This is a genomic window from Kitasatospora sp. NPDC048407, assembly GCF_043200475.1.
GTDB lineage: Bacteria > Actinomycetota > Actinomycetes > Streptomycetales > Streptomycetaceae > Kitasatospora.
In genome coordinates, this window is the sequence record NZ_JBICXW010000016.1 from 65107 (window position 1) to 83667 (window position 18561).

The window sequence follows — 18561 nt, forward strand, 5'->3', positions numbered from 1 at the left end:
CCCCCTCGGCTTCGCCTGGGGGTACCCCCAGCGCCCCTGGTTGGTGTGCTCCGTCCGGCTGCGCTGTGGTCGCGTGACCGCTCGGCGGCACTTCTCATGAGGTGAGATGCGTCATGCACCCTTGAGGAGGAAGCTCCATGCCTTCAGGCACCCGTGTGCGCCGGGCCGTGGTCAGTGCGACGTCCGTGGCCCTGATGGCCACGGGTTGTGGTGGTGGCGGCAGTTCGAGCAACGGTCCGTCGGATGCCGCCAAGACGTTCACGTACCAGGGCTCCGAGCCGCAGAATCCGTTGCAGCCGGCGAACGCCAACGAGGTTGGTGGCGGGCGCATCGTGCAGAACCTGTTCAAGGGCCTGGTGGACTACGACCCCGCCACCGGGAAGCTGCGCAACCAGGTCGCGGACACCATCGACACCACTGACGCGCAGACGTACACCGTGGTGCTGAAGTCGGGTTGGACGTTCCACGACGGGACGCCGGTGACGGCGAAGAGCTTCGTGGACGCGTGGAACTGGGCGGCGAACACCAAGAACAACCAGATCAACAGTTCGTGGTTCGAGGACATCCAGGGCTACCCGGACGTCCACCCGGAGAGCGGCAGTCCGACGGCGGACACCATGTCGGGGCTGACCGTCCAGGACGGGACGCACTTCACGATCAAGCTGAACCACAAGGTCTCGTACTTCCCGTACAAGCTGGGGTACGTGGCCTTTTCGCCGCTTCCGGAGGGTTTCTACCAGGACCCGGCGGGCTACGGGCAGAAGCCGGTGGGCAACGGGCCCTACGAGTTCGTGAGTTGGGACCACAACTCGCAGGTGGTCACCAAGACGTTCGCCAACTACCAGGGGGTGGACAAGCCGAAGAACGGCGGCGTGGTGTTCAAGATGTACACCAACGCGGAGGCGGCCTACGCGGACCTGCAGTCGAACAACCTGGACGTGATGGACCAGGTGCCGCCGTCGGCACTGGCGAACTACAAGGGAGATCTGGGCTCCCGGGCGATCGACGCTCCGCAGGGTGGGATCCAGAACGTCGGGTTCACGCTGTACCAGCCGGAGTGGCAAGGGGCGGACAAGGCCAAGGTCCGGCAGGGACTGTCGATGGCGATCGACCGGAACACCATCACCAGAACGGTGCTCCAGGGTTCGCGGGCGCCGGCGTCGGCGTGGGTCGCGGAGGGGGTGGAGGGCTACAAGGCGGGGACGTGCGGGGACTTCTGCACGTACAACCCGGACAAGGCGAAGCAACTGATCCAGGAGGGCGGTGGCGTCCCCGGGAACTCGCTGAAGATCACCTACAACGCGGACGGCGGTCACAAGGAGTGGGTGGACGCGGTCTGCAACTCGATCCGGCAGACGACCGGGGTGAACTGCGCCGGTGACCCGAAGACCGACTTCAAGACCGCCCGGGCGGCGATCACCGGGCACCAGATCAACGGCATGTTCCGGACCGGCTGGGTGCAGGACTACCCGTTGAACGCGAATTTCCTGGCGGACGTGTACCGCACCGGGGCGGCCTCGAACGACACCGGCTACTCCAGCCCGGAGTTCGACAAGCTCGCCACGGAGGCCGACAAGGCCGCGTCGATCCAGGACACCGCGACCGGCTACCAGCAGGCCGAGGCGCAGCTGGCGACGGACATGCCGGCCATCCCGCTCTGGTACTACCGGACGAACTCCGGCTACTCCAACAAGGTGCAGAACGTGTCGTTCGACTCCTTCGGCAACCCGGCCTGGACCCAGGTCGAGGTCAAGAGCTGATCCCGTCCGGCGCCGGCCCCGCCCTCCCCGCACGGAGGGCGGGGCCACACCGGTCACCCCCTCGGAGGGAGGGCTCCCATGGGTCATTACGTCCTGCGGCGCGTGCTCCAGATGATCCCGGTGTTCTTCGGGGCCACGCTGCTGATCTTCCTGATGGTGTACAGCCTGCCGGGCGACCCGATCGCGGCGATGTTCGGCGACAAGGCGGCCGACCCGGCGACCGTGGCCCACCTGAAGCACCAGTACTACCTCGACCAGCCGCTGTGGAAGCAGTACCTGCACTACATGAACAACATCTTCCACCTGGACTTCGGCACCAGTTTCACCGGCCGCCCGGTCTCCGAGATCATGAAGGACGCCTTCCCGGTCACCATCCGGCTCGCGCTGGTCGCGTTCTTCTTCGAGATCGTGATCGGCCTGCCGCTGGGCCTGATCGCCGGCCTGAAGCGGGGAAGTGTCGCGGACACCGCGGTGCTGCTGCTGACCCTGGTCGTGATCTCGATCCCGGTGTTCGTGCTCGGGTACATCGCGCAGACGGTGTTCGCGATCAACCTGGGCTGGGTGACGGCGACGGTCCAGGACTCCCGGGACATCACCCAGTTGATCCTGCCCGGCCTGGTGCTGGCCTCGCTGTCGCTGGCGTACGTGGCCCGGCTGACCCGGACCTCGATCGGCGAGAACCTGCGCGCCGACTACATGCGCACAGCGGTGGCCAAGGGCCTGCCGCGGCGGACCATCGTCGGGCGGCACCTGCTGCGCAACTCGCTGATCCCGGTGGTGACGTTCCTGGGCACCGACCTGGGCGCGCTGATGGGCGGCGCGATCGTCATCGAGGGCATCTTCAACATCACCGGTGTCGGCAACGTCCTCTACCGGGCGATCAACCAGAAGGAAGGCCCGACGGTGGTCGGCATCGTCACGGTGCTGGTGATGGTGTACCTGCTCGCCAGCCTGATCGTCGACCTGCTGTATGCCGTCCTGGACCCGAGGATCCGTTATGCCTGACCGCAACGAGTCCCTCCCGGACGACCACGATCCGCTGCGGAACATCAACCCCACCGACAGCGACCACCTGGACTACGTCGGCCAGCAGGGCCTGGCGGTGGAGCGGGACTCGCTGATCGAACCGGACCCCGGCAAGCGGGAGCAGGCCCGCAGCCTGTGGGGCGACGCCTGGCGGGATCTGCGGCGGCGGCCGATCTTCCTGGTCTCGGCGGCGCTGATCGTGCTGCTGATCCTGATCGCGGTCTTCCCGCAGCTGTTCACCAGCACCGATCCACGGGCCTCCGACCTGCTCCACAACTACCTGCGCCGGCCGAACTGGACGGACTTCTTCGGGGCCGGCTGGTTCGGCTACGACGGGCAGGGCCGGTCCATCTACGCCCGGGTGATCTACGGGGCGCGGGCGTCGATCACGGTCGGCATCTGCGTCACCCTGGCGGTCACCCTGCTGGGCGGCCTGACCGGGATGGTCGCCGGGTACTTCGGCGGCAGCGTCGACGCGGTGCTGTCCCGGGTCACCGACATCTTCTTCGGCATCCCACTGCTGCTCGGCGCCCTGGTGCTGCTGAACGCGTTCGCCACCCGCAACGTGTGGTCGGTGGTGATCGCGCTGGCCTTCCTCGGCTGGACCCAACTGGCGCGCGTGATGCGCGGGTCGGTGATCACCGTCAAGCAGTCGGACTACGTGGTGGCCGGGCGGGCACTGGGCGCCGGGACGGGGCGGCTGATGTTCCGGCACATCCTGCCGAACGCGATCGCCCCGGTGATCGTGGTCGCCACCATCGCGCTGGGCGGGTACATCACGGCGGAGGCGACGCTGAGCTTCCTCGGCATCGGCCTGCAGGACCCGACCATCTCCTGGGGCGTGGACATCTCCTCCGCGCAGAAGGTGATCCGGCAGGCGCCGTTCGTGCTGTTCTTCCCGGCCGCGGCGCTCTCCATCACCGTGCTGGCCTTCATCATGCTGGGCGACGCGGTGCGCGACGCCCTCGATCCGAAGCTGCGCTGAGCGAGGGGAGAGGCACATGACCACCGCCGCCGACCAGGCCCGCCCGGCCCGCGAGGAGCCCTACACCGGCCCGCTGCTGGACGTGAAGGACCTGCACGTCGAGTTCAAGACCCGCGACGGCGTCGTCCGGGCCGTCAACGGCGTCAACTACAGCGTCAGCGCGGGTGAGACGCTCGCCGTGCTGGGCGAGTCCGGCTCCGGAAAGTCCGTCACCGCGCAGGCCGTCATGGGCATCCTCGACATGCCGCCGGCCAGTATCCCCAAGGGGGAGATCCTGTTCCGCGGCCGGGACATGCTGAAGATGTCCAAGGACGAACGCCGGAAGATCCGCGGGCAGAAGATCGCGATGATCTTCCAGGACGCGCTGTCCTCGCTGAACCCGGTGCTCTCCGTCGGCTACCAGCTCGGCGAGATGTACCGGGCGCACCGCGGCAGCAACCGGAAGGACGCCAAGGCCAAGGCCGTCGAACTGATGGACCGGGTGCGGATCCCCGCCGCCGCGGAGCGGGTGGACGACTACCCGCACCAGTTCTCCGGCGGCATGCGGCAGCGCATCATGATCGCGATGGCGCTGGCCCTGGAGCCGGACCTGATCATCGCGGACGAGCCGACCACGGCGCTGGACGTCACCGTCCAGGCGCAGGTGATGGACCTGCTGGCGGAGCTCCAGGCCGAGTACCACATGGGTCTGATCCTGATCACCCACGACCTCGGTGTGGTCGCCGACGTCGCGGACAAGATCGCCGTCATGTACGCGGGCCGGATCGTCGAGACCGCCCCCGTGCACGACCTGTACGCCAGCCCCGCCCACCCGTACACCCGCGGCCTGCTGGACTCCATTCCGCGTCTCGACCAGAAGGGCCAGGAGCTCTACGCGATCAAGGGCCTGCCGCCCAACCTGCTGCGGATCCCGGCCGGCTGCGCGTTCAACCCGCGCTGCCCGCGGGCGCAGGAGGTGTGCCGGCAGGAGGTGCCGCCGCTGGCGCAGGTGACCGAGGACGACGGGACGCCGCTGGCCGGGCGGGGCAGCGCGTGCTTCTTCTGGAAGGAGACCCTCCATGACAGCTAACGGCGCCACACCGCTCGGGGCGACCACCCCCGAGGAGGTCGCGTTCGCCCAGGAGGTGCGGCGCGGCGAACCCATCCTGGAGGTGCGGAACCTGGTCAAGCACTTCCCGCTGACCCAGGGCGTCCTGCTCAAGAAGCAGGTCGGCGCGGTCAAGGCCGTCGACGGGGTGTCCTTCGACCTGATGCAGGGGGAGACGCTCGGCATCGTCGGCGAGTCCGGCTGCGGCAAGTCCACGCTGGCCAAGGTGCTGATGAACCTGGAGCCCGCGTCCGGCGGGTCGGTGAAGTACAAGGGCGAGGAGATCTCGCGCCTGTCGGGCTCCGCGCTGAAGGCGGTGCGGCGCAACATCCAGATGGTGTTCCAGGACCCGTACACCTCGCTGAACCCGCGCATGACGGTCGGCGACATCATCGGGGAGCCGTTCGAGATCCACCCCGAGGTGGCGCCGAAGGGCGACCGCCGCAAGGCCGTTCAGGATCTGTTGGACGTGGTGGGTCTGAACCCGGAGTACATCAACCGGTATCCGCACCAGTTCTCGGGCGGCCAGCGCCAGCGCATCGGCATCGCGCGCGGTCTGGCGCTGAAGCCGGAGATCATCATCTGCGACGAGCCGGTCTCCGCGCTGGACGTGTCGGTGCAGGCCCAGGTGATCAACCTGCTGGAACAGCTCCAGAGCGAGTTCGAGCTGTCCTACATGTTCATCGCGCACGACCTGTCGATCGTCCGGCACATCTCCGACCGCGTCGGCGTGATGTACCTCGGGCGGATGGTGGAGATCGGCACCGACCTGGAGATCTACGACCACGCCACCCACCCGTACACCCAGGCGCTGCTGTCCGCCGTCCCGGTGCCCGACCCGACCGCGCGGGAGTCCCGGGACCGGATCGTGCTGATCGGGGACGTGCCCTCGCCGGCCAACCCGCCGTCCGGGTGCCGGTTCCGTACCCGGTGCTGGAAGGCCCAGGAGCGGTGCGAGCGGGAGGACCCGGCGCTGACCGTCCGGGAGTGGCTGGAGGGCCGGGCCCGGCACGACTCGGCCTGCCACTTCGCCGCCGAACGCGAGAACACCTGACACGAAGAGGGCCCCCACCGAGCGGTGGGGGCCCTCTTCGGGCGTGACGCGGGATCAGGCGCGCTGCTCCGGAACGGCGGCCGTCGAGCCGTCCTCCGGGAAATGACAGGCAGTCAGGTGACCTGCGACGTTGCCGGACAGCTGGATCAGCGGCGGCTCCTCCACGGAGCACTTCTCCTGCGCCTTCCAGCAGCGGGTGCGGAAGCGGCAGCCCGACGGCGGGTTGAGCGGCGACGGGACGTCACCGGTCAGCCGGATCCGCTCGCGGTTGTCGTCCGGGTCGGCCTCGGGCACGGCGGACAGCAGCGCGTGGGTGTACGGGTGGCGGGGCGACTCGTACAGCGACTTGCGGTCGGCGATCTCGACGATCTTGCCGAGGTACATGACCGCGACACGCTGCGAGAAGTGGCGCACCACCGACAGGTCGTGGGCGATGAACAGGAAGGCGATGCCCAGCTCGCGCTGCAGCTCCTGGAGCAGGTTGACGACCTGCGCCTGGATGGAGACGTCCAGCGCCGAGACCGGCTCGTCCGCGACGATCAGCTTCGGGTTCAGCGACAGCGCGCGGGCCACGCCGATGCGCTGGCGCTGGCCGCCGGAGAACTCGTGCGGGAAGCGGTTGTAGTGCTCCGGGTTGAGACCGACGGTCTCCAGCAGCTCCTGCACCCGGCGCTGGATGCCGCCCTTCGGGTTGATCCCGTTGATCTCCATCGGCGCGCCGATGATCGCGCCGACGGTGTGCCGCGGGTTCAGCGAGGAGTACGGGTCCTGGAAGATCATCTGGATCTCGGACCGGATCGGCGCCAGCTCCTTGCGGGAGGCGTGCGTGATGTCCTGGCCGTTGTAGCGGATCTCGCCGCCGGTCGGCTCCAGCAGGCGGGTCACCAGCCGGCCGAGGGTCGACTTGCCGCAGCCGGACTCGCCGACCAGGCCGACCGACTCGCTGCCGAAGACCTCCAGGTCCACGCCGTCCACCGCGTGCACCGCGCCGACCTGGCGCTTGAACAGGAAGCCGTCCATCACCGGGAAGTGCTTCTGCACGCCCTTGATGGTCAGCAGCGGGTCACCGGAACCGGTGGCGGCGCCGCCCGGCTTTTCGAGGGTCAGTTCGTTGCTCATGATGTCCCTCTCAGCCGAGCCGCGGCTTGATCTGGTCGATGAAGATGTCCTGCCGCTTCGCCGCGCTCAGGTGGCAGGCAGCGGCGTGCCCGGTGGCCGGGGCGAGCGGCGGGCGCTCCGAGGTGCAGCCGCCGCCGATGACCTGCTCGACGAAGTCGCAGCGCGGGTTGAACGGGCAGCCGGTCGGCAGGTTGATCAGGCTCGGCGGGGTGCCGCGGACCGGACGCAGCGGCAGGTCCACGTCGCCGGTCAGGCTCGGCATCGAGGACAGCAGGCCCCAGGTGTAGGGGTGCTGCGGGGCCTTCAGGACCTCGCGGACGGTGCCGCGCTCCACGGCCCGGCCCGCGTACATCACCATGATGTTCTGCGCGGTGCGCGCCACCACGCCCAGGTCGTGGGTGATCAGGATGATCGCGGTGCCCATCTCCTGCTGAAGGTCCTTCAGCAGGTCGAGGATCTGGGCCTGGACGGTGACGTCCAGCGCGGTGGTCGGCTCGTCGGCGATCACCAGCTTGGGGTCGCAGACCAGCGACATGGCGATCATCGCGCGCTGGCGCATACCGCCGGAGAACTGGTGCGGGTAGTCGTCGACCCGGGTGGTGGGCTGCGGGATGCCGACCCGGGTCAGCATCTCGATGGCCCGGTCCCGGGACTCCTTCTTGGAGGCACCGGTGTGCTTGCGGAACGTCTCGCCGATCTGCTTGCCGATGGTGTGGTACGGCGACAGCGCGGTCAGCGGGTCCTGGAAGATCATCGACATGGTCTTGCCGCGGAGCTTCTCCAGCTCGCGGTTGGACGCGCCGACCAGCTCCTGGCCGTCCAGCTTGATCGAGCCGGTGATGTCGGTCCGGTCCGGGTTGTGCAGGCCCAGCACGGCCAGGTTGGTCACCGACTTGCCGGAGCCGGACTCACCGACGATGCCGAGCGTGCTGCCCGGGGACACGTCGAAGGAGAGGTTGTCCACGGCCCGGACCACGCCGTCCTCGGTGCTGAAACGGACCGAGAGGTCGCGGACTGAGAGGAACGGCTTGTCGCCGCCGCTGCCGGCGGACGAGGCCTCCTCGGGCTTGGCCTGGGTGGTCATGGACTGGGCTCCTCGGTGCGGTACGTGAGGTCGGGACTGCTGGGTCGGCCTGGGGTGCGGCCGGTCAGGCCAGGCGGATGCGCGGGTCGATCAGGGCGTAGGCGGCGTCGACGATGATGTTGAAGAACACGATCAGCGTGGCGGCCACCACGGTGACACCGACCAGCAGCGAGAGGTCGGAGTCGTTGAAGGAGTGGATCGCCAGCTCACCCAGGCCGTGCAGGCTGAAGGTGGTCTCGGTGATGATCGCGCCGCCGAGCAGGACGCCGAGGTCGATGCCGAAGACGGTGACGATGGTGCCCATCGCGCCGCGCCAGGCGTAGCGCATGAAGACCGAGGTGCCGGACATGCCCTTGGCGCGGGCCGTACGCACGAAGTCCTCGGACAGCTGCTCGACCATCGAGGAGCGGGTCATACGGGTGTAGTTGGCCGTCCAGATCAGCGACAGGACGATCCACGGGACCAGCAGGCCGGTGAACCAGCCGACCGGGTCCTGGGTGATCGGCACGTAGGTGGGCTGGTCCAGCAGGTCGGTGCTGTAGACCAGGGCGACCAGCGCGAGCGGACCGGCCACATAGATCTGCATCGAGGAGACGACCAGCGAGGCGGCACTGGCGATCTTGTCGGCCGGCTTGCCCTGCTTGTGGGCGGCCAGCATGCCGGTGCCGATGCCGAAGATCAGGAAGATCACGGCGGAGCCGACGGTCAGCGACAGGGTGGTCGGGAAGCGGTCCGCCAGGATGCTGCCGACCAGTTCCTTCTTGTCGAAGGAGTAGCCGAAGCACGGGGCGGAGCAGGCCACGTTGTTGTAGGTGCCACCGGTGAAGATGGCGCTCAGCCAGTTCCAGTACTGGACCGGCAGGGACTTGTCGAAGCCCATGTCGTGCCTGATCAGGGCGAGGTTCTCGGGCGTGCAGATCTTGCCGCAGTAGAGCCGCGCCGGGTCCGCCGGGATCGCGAAGAACAGCGCATAGGTGACCATCGAGACGATCACCAGAATGACGAGAGCGCCGAGTGATCGGCGGACGAGGAATCGGAGCATCGGACGGGCTCTCCTGATCGGGGAGGGGCACCGGCAGGTCGTGCCGGTGCCCCACCGTGAGCTACTGCTCGGTGATGACTACTACTTGACGTAGATGTTGAGCGGCGACTGCAGGCCGGCCAGGGTGTCGAACTTGACGCCGCCGAGGCCCGAGCCGTACAGGCTCAGCGAACGCTGGTACACGTCCGGGATCGAGTACGCCTTGTCCTGCAGCTTCTTGTCGATCGCGGCCCACGCCTTGCCCTGGGCGACCGGGTCGGCGATCTTGACCGCCGCGTCCATGGCGGCGTTGATCTCCGGGTCGTTCACGTGGGCGTAGTTCTGACCACCGTCGGCGATCATGCGGCCGTCCCACACCGGCTGCAGCGAGGTGTAACCGGTCGGCCAGTCGGCGCCCCAGCCACCCCAGTACAGGTCGAACTCGTTGTTGACGACCTGGATCGCGTCGTAGTAGGTCTTCGAGTCCAGCGGCTTCGGCACGAACTTGAAGCCGGCGGCCTCGAGGTTGGTGCGGATGGCCTCGGTGACCTTCTGCTGGATCGGGGTGTTGTTGAAGGCGTAGACGATGGTCTGGCCCTGGGCGTTCGCCTCGGTCAGCAGCTTCTTGGCCGCCTCGATGTCGCCCTGCGGCTTCTTCTTGATCTCGAACGGGTCGTACGACTCGAAGCCGAGGACGGTCGGGCTCATGTACGAGGTGGCGTAGTCACCGTAGGAGGTGCCGCCCTGCAGCTGGCGGGTCTGCTGGTGCGGGAACGCCTTGACCAGCGCCTCGCGGACCTTCTGGTCCTTGATGCGGCTGTTGTTGATGTAGTAGTAGTCCACGTACGGGGTCAGACCCTCGAGCGTGCGGGACTTCAGCTTCTCGTCGCCCTTGACCTTGTCCACGTAGGTCGGGTTGACCGTGTTGTGGAAGGTGAAGGTGTTCTTGTCGTCGCCGTTGTCCGCCATGAAGCGCTCGGTGGACTGCTGGGTCTGGACACCGAAGGTCATGTGCCACTTGTCCGGGTACGCGTTCCGGATCGGGTCGGTGGCGCCGTCCCAGTTCGGGTTGCGCTCCAGGTCCAGCGAGCGGTCGGTGACGTGCTCGGTGATCTGGTACGGGCCCGAGGAGAACGGCTTCTTGTCGTACTCCTCCTTGGTGTCGTGGGCCTTCGGCACGGCACCGTAGCCGGTCATGGCCAGGGTGAAGTTGGCGTCCGGGTGGACGTCCTGGAACGCGATGATGACGGTCTTGTCATCCGGGGTGGTGATCGCGTCGAGTTCCTTGCCGTCGTACGGACCGGTGTAGGCGGCGCGGTAGTTGTCACCCGAGATCCACTGCTGGATGTAGGTCGGGCCACCCTTGATGAACGAGGCGTAGGTGCGCTCGATCGAGTACTTGATGTCGGCCGAGGTGATCGGCGCACCGTCCTGCCACTTCACGCCGTCCTTCAGCGTGAACTTCCAGGTCTTGCCACCGTCGGTGGTGGTGCCGGTGTCGGTGGCCAGGTCGCCGACCAGCTTCTGCGAGCCGTCCGCGCCGGTCTTGTAGCCCGTCAGCTGACGGGTGAACAGCAGCGAGGCCTCGGCGTTGTAGTTCATGTAGACCATGGCCGGGTCCAGGTGCGAGAAGTCGTCGCGGTCGATCATGTTGACCGTGCCGCCCTTCTTCGCGCCGGGCTCGGGGATGGCCGGACCCTTCGAGTCCTCGGCGGTGCCGACGGAGATCGTGGTGGCGGCAACCGGCTCCTTCGAGCCGCTCGCCTTCGGGTCGTTGTTGGAGTGGCCACTGGAGCACGCCGTGGTGACGGTCAGGGCCCCGGCGACCATGATGGCTGCAGCGAGCCGCGACTTGCGAGAACTCATCTTCATCCTGCCTGGGGTAGGTGTAGTGACTATGTGCAGTGGGGTGCCCGGGGCTGGCTTTCCCATCCCCCCGGAGTCTTGAGGACCTGCTAGCGGTTGGCCTTGGGGTCGAAGGCGTCCCGGACGGAGTCGCCGAGCAGGTTGAAGGCGAGAACGAAGATCACCATGGCAAGGCCCGGGAAGAGCAGGAAGGTGACGTCGGTCCGCAGGTAGTTCGCCGCGTCGGCGATCATCCGGCCCCAGTCGGGGACCGGCTCGCTGACGCCCACACCGAGGTAGGACAGGCCGGCTTCGGCGGTGACGAACGCCGGGAGCGCGAGGGTGGCCTGAACCAGGATCGGGGTCCACAGGTTGGGCAGGATCTCCTTGAAGATGATCCGCATCGGAGAGGCACCGGTGACCTTGGCGGCCTCGATGAACTCCCGCTCGCGCAGCGCCAGCGCGGTACCGCGCAGGATGCGGGCCAGGCCCATCCAGCCGAGCAGCGAGAGCACGATGGTCACCGCGACGAACGGCAGCCACTCCGGGATCTTCTCGTTCTTGCTCACCAGCAGGCTGGTGACCACCGGCATGGTGGCGATCAGGAAGATCTGCGACGGGAACGACATGAGCACGTCGATGACGCGGCCGATGAAGAAGTCGGCCTTTCCGCCCAGGTAGCCGGCCGCGATGCCGAGCGCGACACCGATCACGGTGGTCAGGATCGAGGTGGCGAAGGCGATGATCAGCGAGGTACGGATGCCGTAGACCAGCTGCATCATGATGTCCCGGCCGAGGCCCGGCTCCAGACCGAACCAGAAGTCACCGCTCATGCCGCCGTTGGGGGCCACCGGAAGACCGGAGTCGGTCAGCAGGGTCGGGTCGTCCTGGCCGTAGTGGGTCTGCGGGTCGTTGCCGTAGATCATCGAGATGAGCGGCGCGAAGATCGCCACCAGGATGAAGAACAGCACCACACAGGCGCTCACTACGCCGGTGCGGTCACGGAGGAAGCGGCGCCACATCAGCTTCCCGGGAGAGAGGCCGCGGAAGCCGGGTTCGGCGGGCGCGTCGGCCGAGGCGTTGTCCGCGAGGTCCGACGTGGACCCGGGGGTGTCCCCGTCCGTCGTGGCCCCAGTAGGCGTCGTCATGGTGCTAAAGCTCCCGACCGTGGTCCGTGCAGAAGCAAGGAGTAAGAACTTGGATGAATGGACTCTTGCAAGTCGTTTATCGAACGTCAAGAGTTCCTCAGTTGTCAGGGGCCCATTTCCTGCTTCGTGCTGGAATGTCAACCACTTTGTAGTTCCTGAACTCTTGACAGCCTCCGATCGAGACGGTCAAAACCGGACAAACGTGATCAAGGCTCGTTCACGTGTCCGTAACGATGAACTGTCAGGTCCGCTATCTGGACAGCGAGTTCAGCGGGCCGATCTCGCGACGCGCGTAGACCCCGTGTCCGTTTTGGTGTTATTCGGTGGAATTGGGCTCGGCAATTGAGTGTCCGATAATCGGACACCTGCGTTTTCGGGCATGCCGGAGCGAATTCATGGGTAGGGGTCACCCAATTCGGGCGGCAGGCCCGGCGTCGACCGCCTGGCAATTTCCCGCCATTGGCGAGACTTCGCCGCGCGGGCGTTACTTCAGCAGCCCGATGTTCTCGTAGACGAGGTCGCCGAGCCCGGCCGCGCCGAGGTTGGCGAGGTTCTTCCGGACGCCGTAAATGGCCGGGCGCTGGTACAGCGGAACCATGCCGGCCACCTCCCACGCCTCGGCGTCGGCCCGGTTGAGCGCCGTCGTCCGGTCGTCCACGCTGTCGGCCTTGGCGGCGTCCGCCATGGCCCGGTCGAGCGCCTTGGTGCCCACCTGGGACCAGTTGGAGCCGGAGTCCTGCTGGAAGGTGCTGATCGAGTTGGAGACCGGGAAGGGGGTGCCCATCAGCGCGAACGCGGTCAGGTCGAAGTCGTGCTTGTACACGTAGCCGTCGAAGAACTCACCGGCCGGCACGGTCTGCACCGTCACCTTCACCCCGACCTGTCCCAGCATCCGGGTGACCAGCGCGCTCTCGTTGGCGGCCAGGTTGTTGTCGGCCGGCGCCACGAACCGCAGCGTCAGCTCCTTGCCGTCCTTCGTGCGGACGCCCGAGGGCCCGAGCTTCCAGCCCAGCGAGTCCAGGGACGCCTTCGCGGCGTCGGGGTCGAAGCGGCTCAGGCCGCTCGAGTTGTCCTGGTAGCCGTGCTGGGACGGCACCAGGAAGTGGTTGTTCATCGGCACGTACGGCCAGTCCAGGCCGGCCAGGTCGGTGCGGGTGATCTCCGCCCGGTCGATCGCCCGGACCAGCGCCTGCCGGAGCTTCGGGTCGGCCAGCAGCGGGCTGCGGCCGTTCAGCACCAGGTGCCGCAGGTTCGGACCGCCGGCCCGGCGGGCCTCCCCGCCCGGGGTGGACCCGATGATCCGGTAGCCCTCGGTGTTGGGCCCGTTGTTGTAGTAGTCGACCGTGCCGGCGGCGAACGCCTGCGGCATCTTCCCGGTGTCGATCGCCTTGAAGACGATCCGGTCCAGCAGCGGCTTGTCGCCCCACCAGTCCGGGTCGGCGACCACCGTGACGGTGCGCGCCTCCGGGTCCATCTTCTCCACCTTGAACGGACCGGCGGTGACCGGGAAGCGCCCCTTGAAGGAGGTGTTGAACAGCTCCGGCGTGGCGATGTACTTCGCGGGCAGCAGCGGGGCGTTGCCGGCGTTGTTGAACATCGCCTGCCACTCCGAGTACGGCTCCCGGAAGGTCATCACGGCCTGGTGGTCGTCCTGGCCGCGGACCACGCTCTCCACCTGGTCGAAGCCGTTGCTGAAGGCGGTCCGGTACGCCGGGTCCTGGCCGTTCAGCGCCTGCCAGTCGGCCTGCAGGTCGCGCCAGGTGATCGGGGTGCCGTCGGACCAGTGGGCCTTCGGGTTGAGCGTCCACACCACGGTCTGCTTGCCCTGCCGCAGTTCGCTCGTGGCGTCGGTCAGGTAGGCCGGGTTGGGGGTCTGCATGCCGCCCGCGTCGGAGCGCCAGAAGGTCGGCAGCAGCGCCTTGGCCACGTCGTTGGTGGAGACCTCGGGGCCGTCCGCCTGGATCGGGTTCCACTGGCCGGAGTACTGGTCGATCGCCCAGTTCAGGGTGCCGCCCTGGCGCAGTGCCGCGCGCGGCTTCGCGTTCAGCGCCTGCTGCGTCATCCGGGGGGCGTCGCCGCCCGTCGGAACCCTGGATCCGCCGTCGTCCGACCCGCTCTTCGAAGCGCAGGAGCACAGCGCGAAGGACAGCACCGCCACCGAGGCGGTCAGGGCGAGGGCGCGGCGGCTTCGCGGGGCGGGGGGTCTCGGCACGCGGCACATCTTGCGTATCGGTACGACAAGTTGTCGACCAGCGGTCGATCAAGTCTTGATAACGCGGCGCGGCCACCCCGCCCGCCGCCCGTTTCGTCCCGTTCTGGGACGCCACTGGCGAGGATTCGCCAGCATGCCGAAGGCCGGGGCTCCGACGGTGGAGCCCCGGCCCGGCGCGGGTGTTGACGGCGGGTCAGCCAGCGAACTTGTACGCCCGGTCCCGGCCCGTCTTGGCGATGGTCTGGCCGACCGCGTCCGCCACGTCCTGCGCGGTGATCGCCGAGGACTGGCCGGCCTTGGTGATCTTCACCTTGTCGAAGGTGGTGCCGAGGGCCTTGGTCAGCTCGTCCAGGTCCCACTTCAGGACGACGTTGCCGGAGGCGTCCGGGACCAGCGTCAGCGCCTTCGCCGCGGTGCTCTTGCCGAAGTTGAACTGCTTGGTGCCCGCGGAGATGGTGATCTGGCCGTTCAGCACCTGCTTGCCGATGCTCTCCGCGGCGGCCTGCAGGGCGTCCTGACCGACCTTCGGCTTGGCGTCGGTCAGCGGCAGCGCCACCTCGGCGTCCGGCTTGCCGGCCGCCCGGTCCCGGTAGGACTGCTCGACCTTGTCGGCGGCCGACGAGGAGTCCAGGCCCTGTCCGGCCTTGCCCGGCACCACGACGGCGGCGCCCGCGCCCGCCTCGGTGAACTTGACGTAGCCCTCCTGCAGGCCCTGCCCGGACTTCGAGGCCAGGTCGTCCAGCGCCGCCTTCAGCTTCGCCTTGTCCACCCGCACCTGCGGCTCGACCGCCTTGCTGCTGCCGGTCAGCGAGGAAAGCACCTCGACCGGGTTGTAGCTGTGCTTGGTCAGCCCGTCCACCGTCGCCGTGGTGTCGAAGCTCAGACCGGCACTGGCCGGGTCCAGGGTCACCGACTGCTCGCCGATCTTCAGCCGCAGCGGCTGCTGCCCGGCCTTGCCGACCGAACCGTCCAGCGCCGTCACCGCCTGGTCGCGGGAGTCGCCGCCGATGTCGGTGCCCAGCACCGTGACGCCCTTGGGAATGTCGGACTGATTCATCATCAGGCCCGCGCCGTACGCCGCCGCGCCCAGGAACACCAGGCCGGCGACGCCCGTCACCATGAGCTTCTTGGCCTTGCCGCCACCGGACTTCTTGGCGGCCGGCTTCTTCGGGGCGGGCTTCTCGGCCTCCTCCGGCTCCACCGGCGGCTGGTCGTTCGACAGGTCGCGCCTGGGCGCCGCCGCCCGCGGCCCGCCGGGGAACGGCTGCGCCTCGGGCAGGTCGGCGAACCGGCCGCCGCCGTTGCCGCCGTTGCCGTTGCCGTTGCCGTTGCCGTTCGCCGGACGGGGCCGGTCGGCGGCGAAGGGGTCGGCCGCGGCCGGACCGGACGGCGTCTTCGGGGCGTTCAGGAACAGCTGGGTGGTCGGAGGGTCAGCGGCTATCGCACCGCCCCGGGGCGACTCCTCGCCGGTGATCGGGTCGAAGCCGCCGATCTGGGTGTCCTCCGGCTCCGCGTCCGGGCCCTGGGCGGCGGCCGGCTCGGCCGCGAACGGGTCCTGGCCACCGGGGAACGGGGCCGGGGCGCCCTGGCCGCGCGGCACGCCACCGCGCTGCGGCCGGGCCGCGTCCGGGGCCTCGGCGGCGAACGGGTCCTGGGGGCCCGCGAAGGGCTCGCCCTGCGGCTCCTGGGCGGCGTACGGCTCCTGGGCACCGGCGTACGGGTCCTGGGCGGCGTACGGGTCCTGGGCGGCGGCGAACGGCTCGCCCTGCGGCGCCTGCTGCTGCCGGCGCTGCGGCGTGGCGGCCCGCGGACGGCCCGAGAAGGGGTCCTGAGCGGCCATCGGCTGCCGCTGGTGGTGCTGCTCGGGCTGCTGCTCGGCCGCGTACGGGTCCTGAGCGGCCATCGGCCGCTGCTGCCCGGGCACGGGCGCCTGCTGCTGCGACGGCTCGGCGGCGGGGGCGAACGGCGAGGCCGGGGCGCCGGACGGGCGCGGCGCGGCCTGCGGGCCGCCGGCCGGGCCGCCCGCCGCCGGGGCCGCCGGGGTGACCGGCGCGGGAGCCGGCGCGGGAGCCGGGGTGGGCTCCTGACGGCTCTTCTGCCGGGGCTTGAACCACTCGCCGGTGGACTCCGACTCGGAGGCCTTGGGCGCGGCGGGCTCCTGCCACTCCGGCGGCAGCTTCGGCGGGGTGGCCGTGCCGCGGCCGGCGCCGGCGTCCATCACGCCGAGCACCGGGTCGCCGCCGGCCCCGCCGCGGTGGCGCGGGCCGGCCGGCTCGGCGGGCTTCTCGTCCTTGACCTTGCTCTGCACCACGACCGGCGGGATCGGCCGGGAGCCGGGGATGTTGATCCGGATCCGGGTGGTCAGCGTGGTCTCCGTCTTCGGCCCGTCGGCCTCGTCGGCGCGGGCGCCGGGAGCGGTCCGTGCGGCGGCGGGGTCCGGAAGTCCACCGGGCAGGCCGGTGCCGTACGGCGGGGTGCCCGACGGGTACGCGTCGGGGCCGCCGCGGCGGGGCTGCGGGTGGGCGTTGTCAGATTCGCGGCTGCTCAATGCTGCTCTGCTCCGGATTCGCGGCCGGGCCGGCTGGGCCGTCCGCTGCGTATGGGGCGGGTTGGGCCGCCGTACGGCGGCGCGTGCGGCGTGCGGCGGGCCGAACGGCCCCGGGGACATCGGCTGTTCACATGTCGGCTGCGGCAACGCCCCGTCACGCGAGTGGTGCCGAAGGTACCGCCCGGCCCGGTTCGGGCCAAACGGAGGGAGTGGCCCGCCGAAGCACCACCATACCGACTGTGCATACGACCCGTCGGACGGCCGGGGGATGCCGATGGTCCGGATCCCCCCGGTACGGCGCTACTGGCCGCCGTCCTTGACGGCCTGTCGGGGCTGCGGCGCCGGTACGCCGAACAGGAACCCGGAGCGGGTCGGCAGGGTCGCGCACACCACGCCGAGCACCGAGCCGCCGAACAGGTAGGCGTACGCGGTCGCCGTCGCGGAGAGCACCAGGTCGCCCTCCGGACGGGGCGCCAGCAGCACCGCCAGCACCACGAACCAGCCCGCCAGCGGGGCGCCCGCGCCGAGCTTGGTGCCGGTCGCCCGCAGCCCGCCGTAGAACAGTCCGGCGCAGGCCAGCAGGGCCAGCAGCACGCCCACCGGCGCCCACAGAGCCTGCACGAAAGCTCCGCACACCGAGACCGCCGCGCCCAGCAGGAACAGCACCGCGTAGGCGGCGATCCGGACGCCGCGCGGCGGCAGCCGCTCGCCCAGGCGGTCGTCGCGGCTGCCGAAGAAGGGGTGGAGGAGCTTCACCGGGCCACCCCGGCGAACAGGTCGCTCTCCGGGCCGCCGGGGCCGAGCGCGCCGCGGACCAGCTGGTAGTACTCGGTGGCCAGCAGCGGCTGGCCCAGCTCGTTGCTGAGCGCGAAGTGCTGCCCGTCCACCACGATCTGGGTGGCGTGCGCCCGCATCGCGGCGGCCTTCGCACCGGCGTGCGCCGCGTTGTCGAGTGCGGTGGTGATCAGCAGGTCGTCGACCACGCCGGGGATCTGGTCGACCGGTGCGACGCCCTTGAACGGGGCCTCGTCGGCGGTCCGGCGCAGCCCGGCCTCGATCACCGAGCGGGGCATCCGGTTGTAGTAGACCTTGGCGATCCGCCAGGGCTCGCCCAGCTCCGGGCGGAACGCCGGGTCGGCGGCCAGCTCGTAGCCGCGCAGCGCGACCCGGTGGGCCTGGATGTGGTCGGGGTGGCCGTAGCCGCCGTCCTCGTCGTACGTCACCAGCACCTGCGGGCGGGTCTCGCGGATCACCGCGACCAGGTGGCCGGCGGCCTCGTCCACGTCGGCCTGCCAGAAGCAGGACGGGTCCTCGTTGTCCGCGACGCCCATCATCCCGGAGTCCCGGTAGCGGCCCGCGCCGCCCAGGAAACGGTGGTCGGTGACTCCCAACTCCTGCATGGCGGCGGTCAGTTCGACGATCCGGTGGGCGCCCAGGGTGTTGTCCCGGTCCTGCGCCAGGTGGGCCAGCTCCGGCGGGATCACCTCACCGCCCTCGCCCAGGGTGCAGGTCACCAGGGTGACCCGGACGCCCTCGGCGGCGTAACGCGCCATGGTGGAGCCGTTGTTGATCGACTCGTCGTCGGGGTGGGCGTGCACCAGCAGCAGCCCGCGCGCGTCGGCCGGGGGTACGGAGGTCATGTCCGGCAGCTTACGGCCTGCCCGGAGGGGAC

Annotated in this window: 14 protein-coding genes; 5 read left to right on the forward strand and 9 right to left on the reverse strand. The window is 69.3% G+C overall.

Features of this window, described 5'->3' with window-relative positions:
* Positions 1-137 precede the first annotated feature (137 nt).
* The 5 genes from ACGFWJ_RS26095 to ACGFWJ_RS26115 all read left to right on the forward strand — a co-directional run bounded on the left by ACGFWJ_RS26095 (position 138) and on the right by ACGFWJ_RS26115 (position 5912).
* Complete coding sequence (locus ACGFWJ_RS26095) at positions 138-1760, forward strand: ABC transporter substrate-binding protein (RefSeq protein ID WP_392953874.1); 1623 nt, start codon at positions 138-140, stop codon at positions 1758-1760.
* 78 nt (positions 1761-1838) lie between these two features.
* Positions 1839-2765, forward strand: coding sequence for an ABC transporter permease (locus tag ACGFWJ_RS26100; RefSeq protein ID WP_392953877.1), 927 nt, complete (start codon positions 1839-1841; stop codon positions 2763-2765).
* A complete protein-coding gene (locus ACGFWJ_RS26105; RefSeq protein ID WP_387868308.1) occupies positions 2758-3771 on the forward strand; it encodes an ABC transporter permease in 1014 nt (337 codons plus the stop codon). The genes ACGFWJ_RS26100 and ACGFWJ_RS26105 overlap by 8 nt, the downstream gene beginning before the upstream one ends.
* Positions 3772-3787: 16 nt before the next feature.
* Positions 3788-4840, forward strand: coding sequence for an ABC transporter ATP-binding protein (locus ACGFWJ_RS26110; protein ID WP_392953880.1), 1053 nt, complete (start codon positions 3788-3790; stop codon positions 4838-4840).
* Positions 4830-5912, forward strand: a complete 1083-nt coding sequence (locus tag ACGFWJ_RS26115) for an ABC transporter ATP-binding protein (protein ID WP_392953883.1) — start codon at positions 4830-4832, stop codon at positions 5910-5912. Before ACGFWJ_RS26110 ends, ACGFWJ_RS26115 begins: the two co-directional genes overlap by 11 nt.
* 54 nt (positions 5913-5966) lie before the next feature.
* Here ACGFWJ_RS26115 and ACGFWJ_RS26120 read toward each other — a convergent pair whose 3' ends face one another.
* From ACGFWJ_RS26120 to mshB, 9 genes are all read right to left on the reverse strand, one after another.
* Entirely contained in the window at positions 5967-7031 is a 1065-nt protein-coding gene (locus tag ACGFWJ_RS26120; RefSeq protein WP_392953885.1) for an ABC transporter ATP-binding protein, read from the reverse strand.
* Positions 7032-7041: 10 nt separating this feature from the next.
* Positions 7042-8115, reverse strand: a complete 1074-nt coding sequence (locus tag ACGFWJ_RS26125) for an ABC transporter ATP-binding protein (protein ID WP_387637700.1) — start codon at positions 8113-8115, stop codon at positions 7042-7044.
* A gap of 64 nt (positions 8116-8179) precedes the next feature.
* Positions 8180-9157 carry an ABC transporter permease gene (locus tag ACGFWJ_RS26130; protein ID WP_392953888.1) on the reverse strand — a complete coding sequence of 326 codons (978 nt, stop codon included), beginning with the start codon at positions 9155-9157 and terminating at the stop codon, positions 8180-8182.
* A gap of 81 nt (positions 9158-9238) precedes the next feature.
* Entirely contained in the window at positions 9239-11002 is a 1764-nt protein-coding gene (locus ACGFWJ_RS26135; RefSeq protein ID WP_392953891.1) for an ABC transporter substrate-binding protein, read from the reverse strand.
* An 89-nt stretch (positions 11003-11091) separates the two neighbouring features.
* Positions 11092-12129 (reverse strand): ABC transporter permease, encoded by a 1038-nt coding sequence (locus ACGFWJ_RS26140; protein ID WP_392953894.1) that lies wholly within the window; start codon positions 12127-12129, stop codon positions 11092-11094.
* Between the two features lie 484 nt (positions 12130-12613).
* Positions 12614-14341 carry an ABC transporter family substrate-binding protein gene (locus ACGFWJ_RS26145; protein WP_392953897.1) on the reverse strand — a complete coding sequence of 576 codons (1728 nt, stop codon included), beginning with the start codon at positions 14339-14341 and terminating at the stop codon, positions 12614-12616.
* A 193-nt stretch (positions 14342-14534) separates the two neighbouring features.
* Positions 14535-16889, reverse strand: a complete 2355-nt coding sequence (locus ACGFWJ_RS26150; RefSeq protein WP_392953900.1) for a hypothetical protein — start codon at positions 16887-16889, stop codon at positions 14535-14537.
* A 300-nt stretch (positions 16890-17189) separates the two neighbouring features.
* The gene (locus ACGFWJ_RS26155; RefSeq protein ID WP_392953903.1) at positions 17190-17645 is read right to left on the reverse strand and encodes a DUF6113 family protein; all 456 of its coding nucleotides are present in this window, start codon (positions 17643-17645) and stop codon (positions 17190-17192) included.
* Entirely contained in the window at positions 17642-18529 is an 888-nt protein-coding gene (gene mshB, locus ACGFWJ_RS26160; RefSeq protein WP_392953905.1) for an N-acetyl-1-D-myo-inositol-2-amino-2-deoxy-alpha-D-glucopyranoside deacetylase, read from the reverse strand. The genes ACGFWJ_RS26155 and mshB overlap by 4 nt, the downstream gene beginning before the upstream one ends.
* Positions 18530-18561 lie beyond the last annotated feature (32 nt).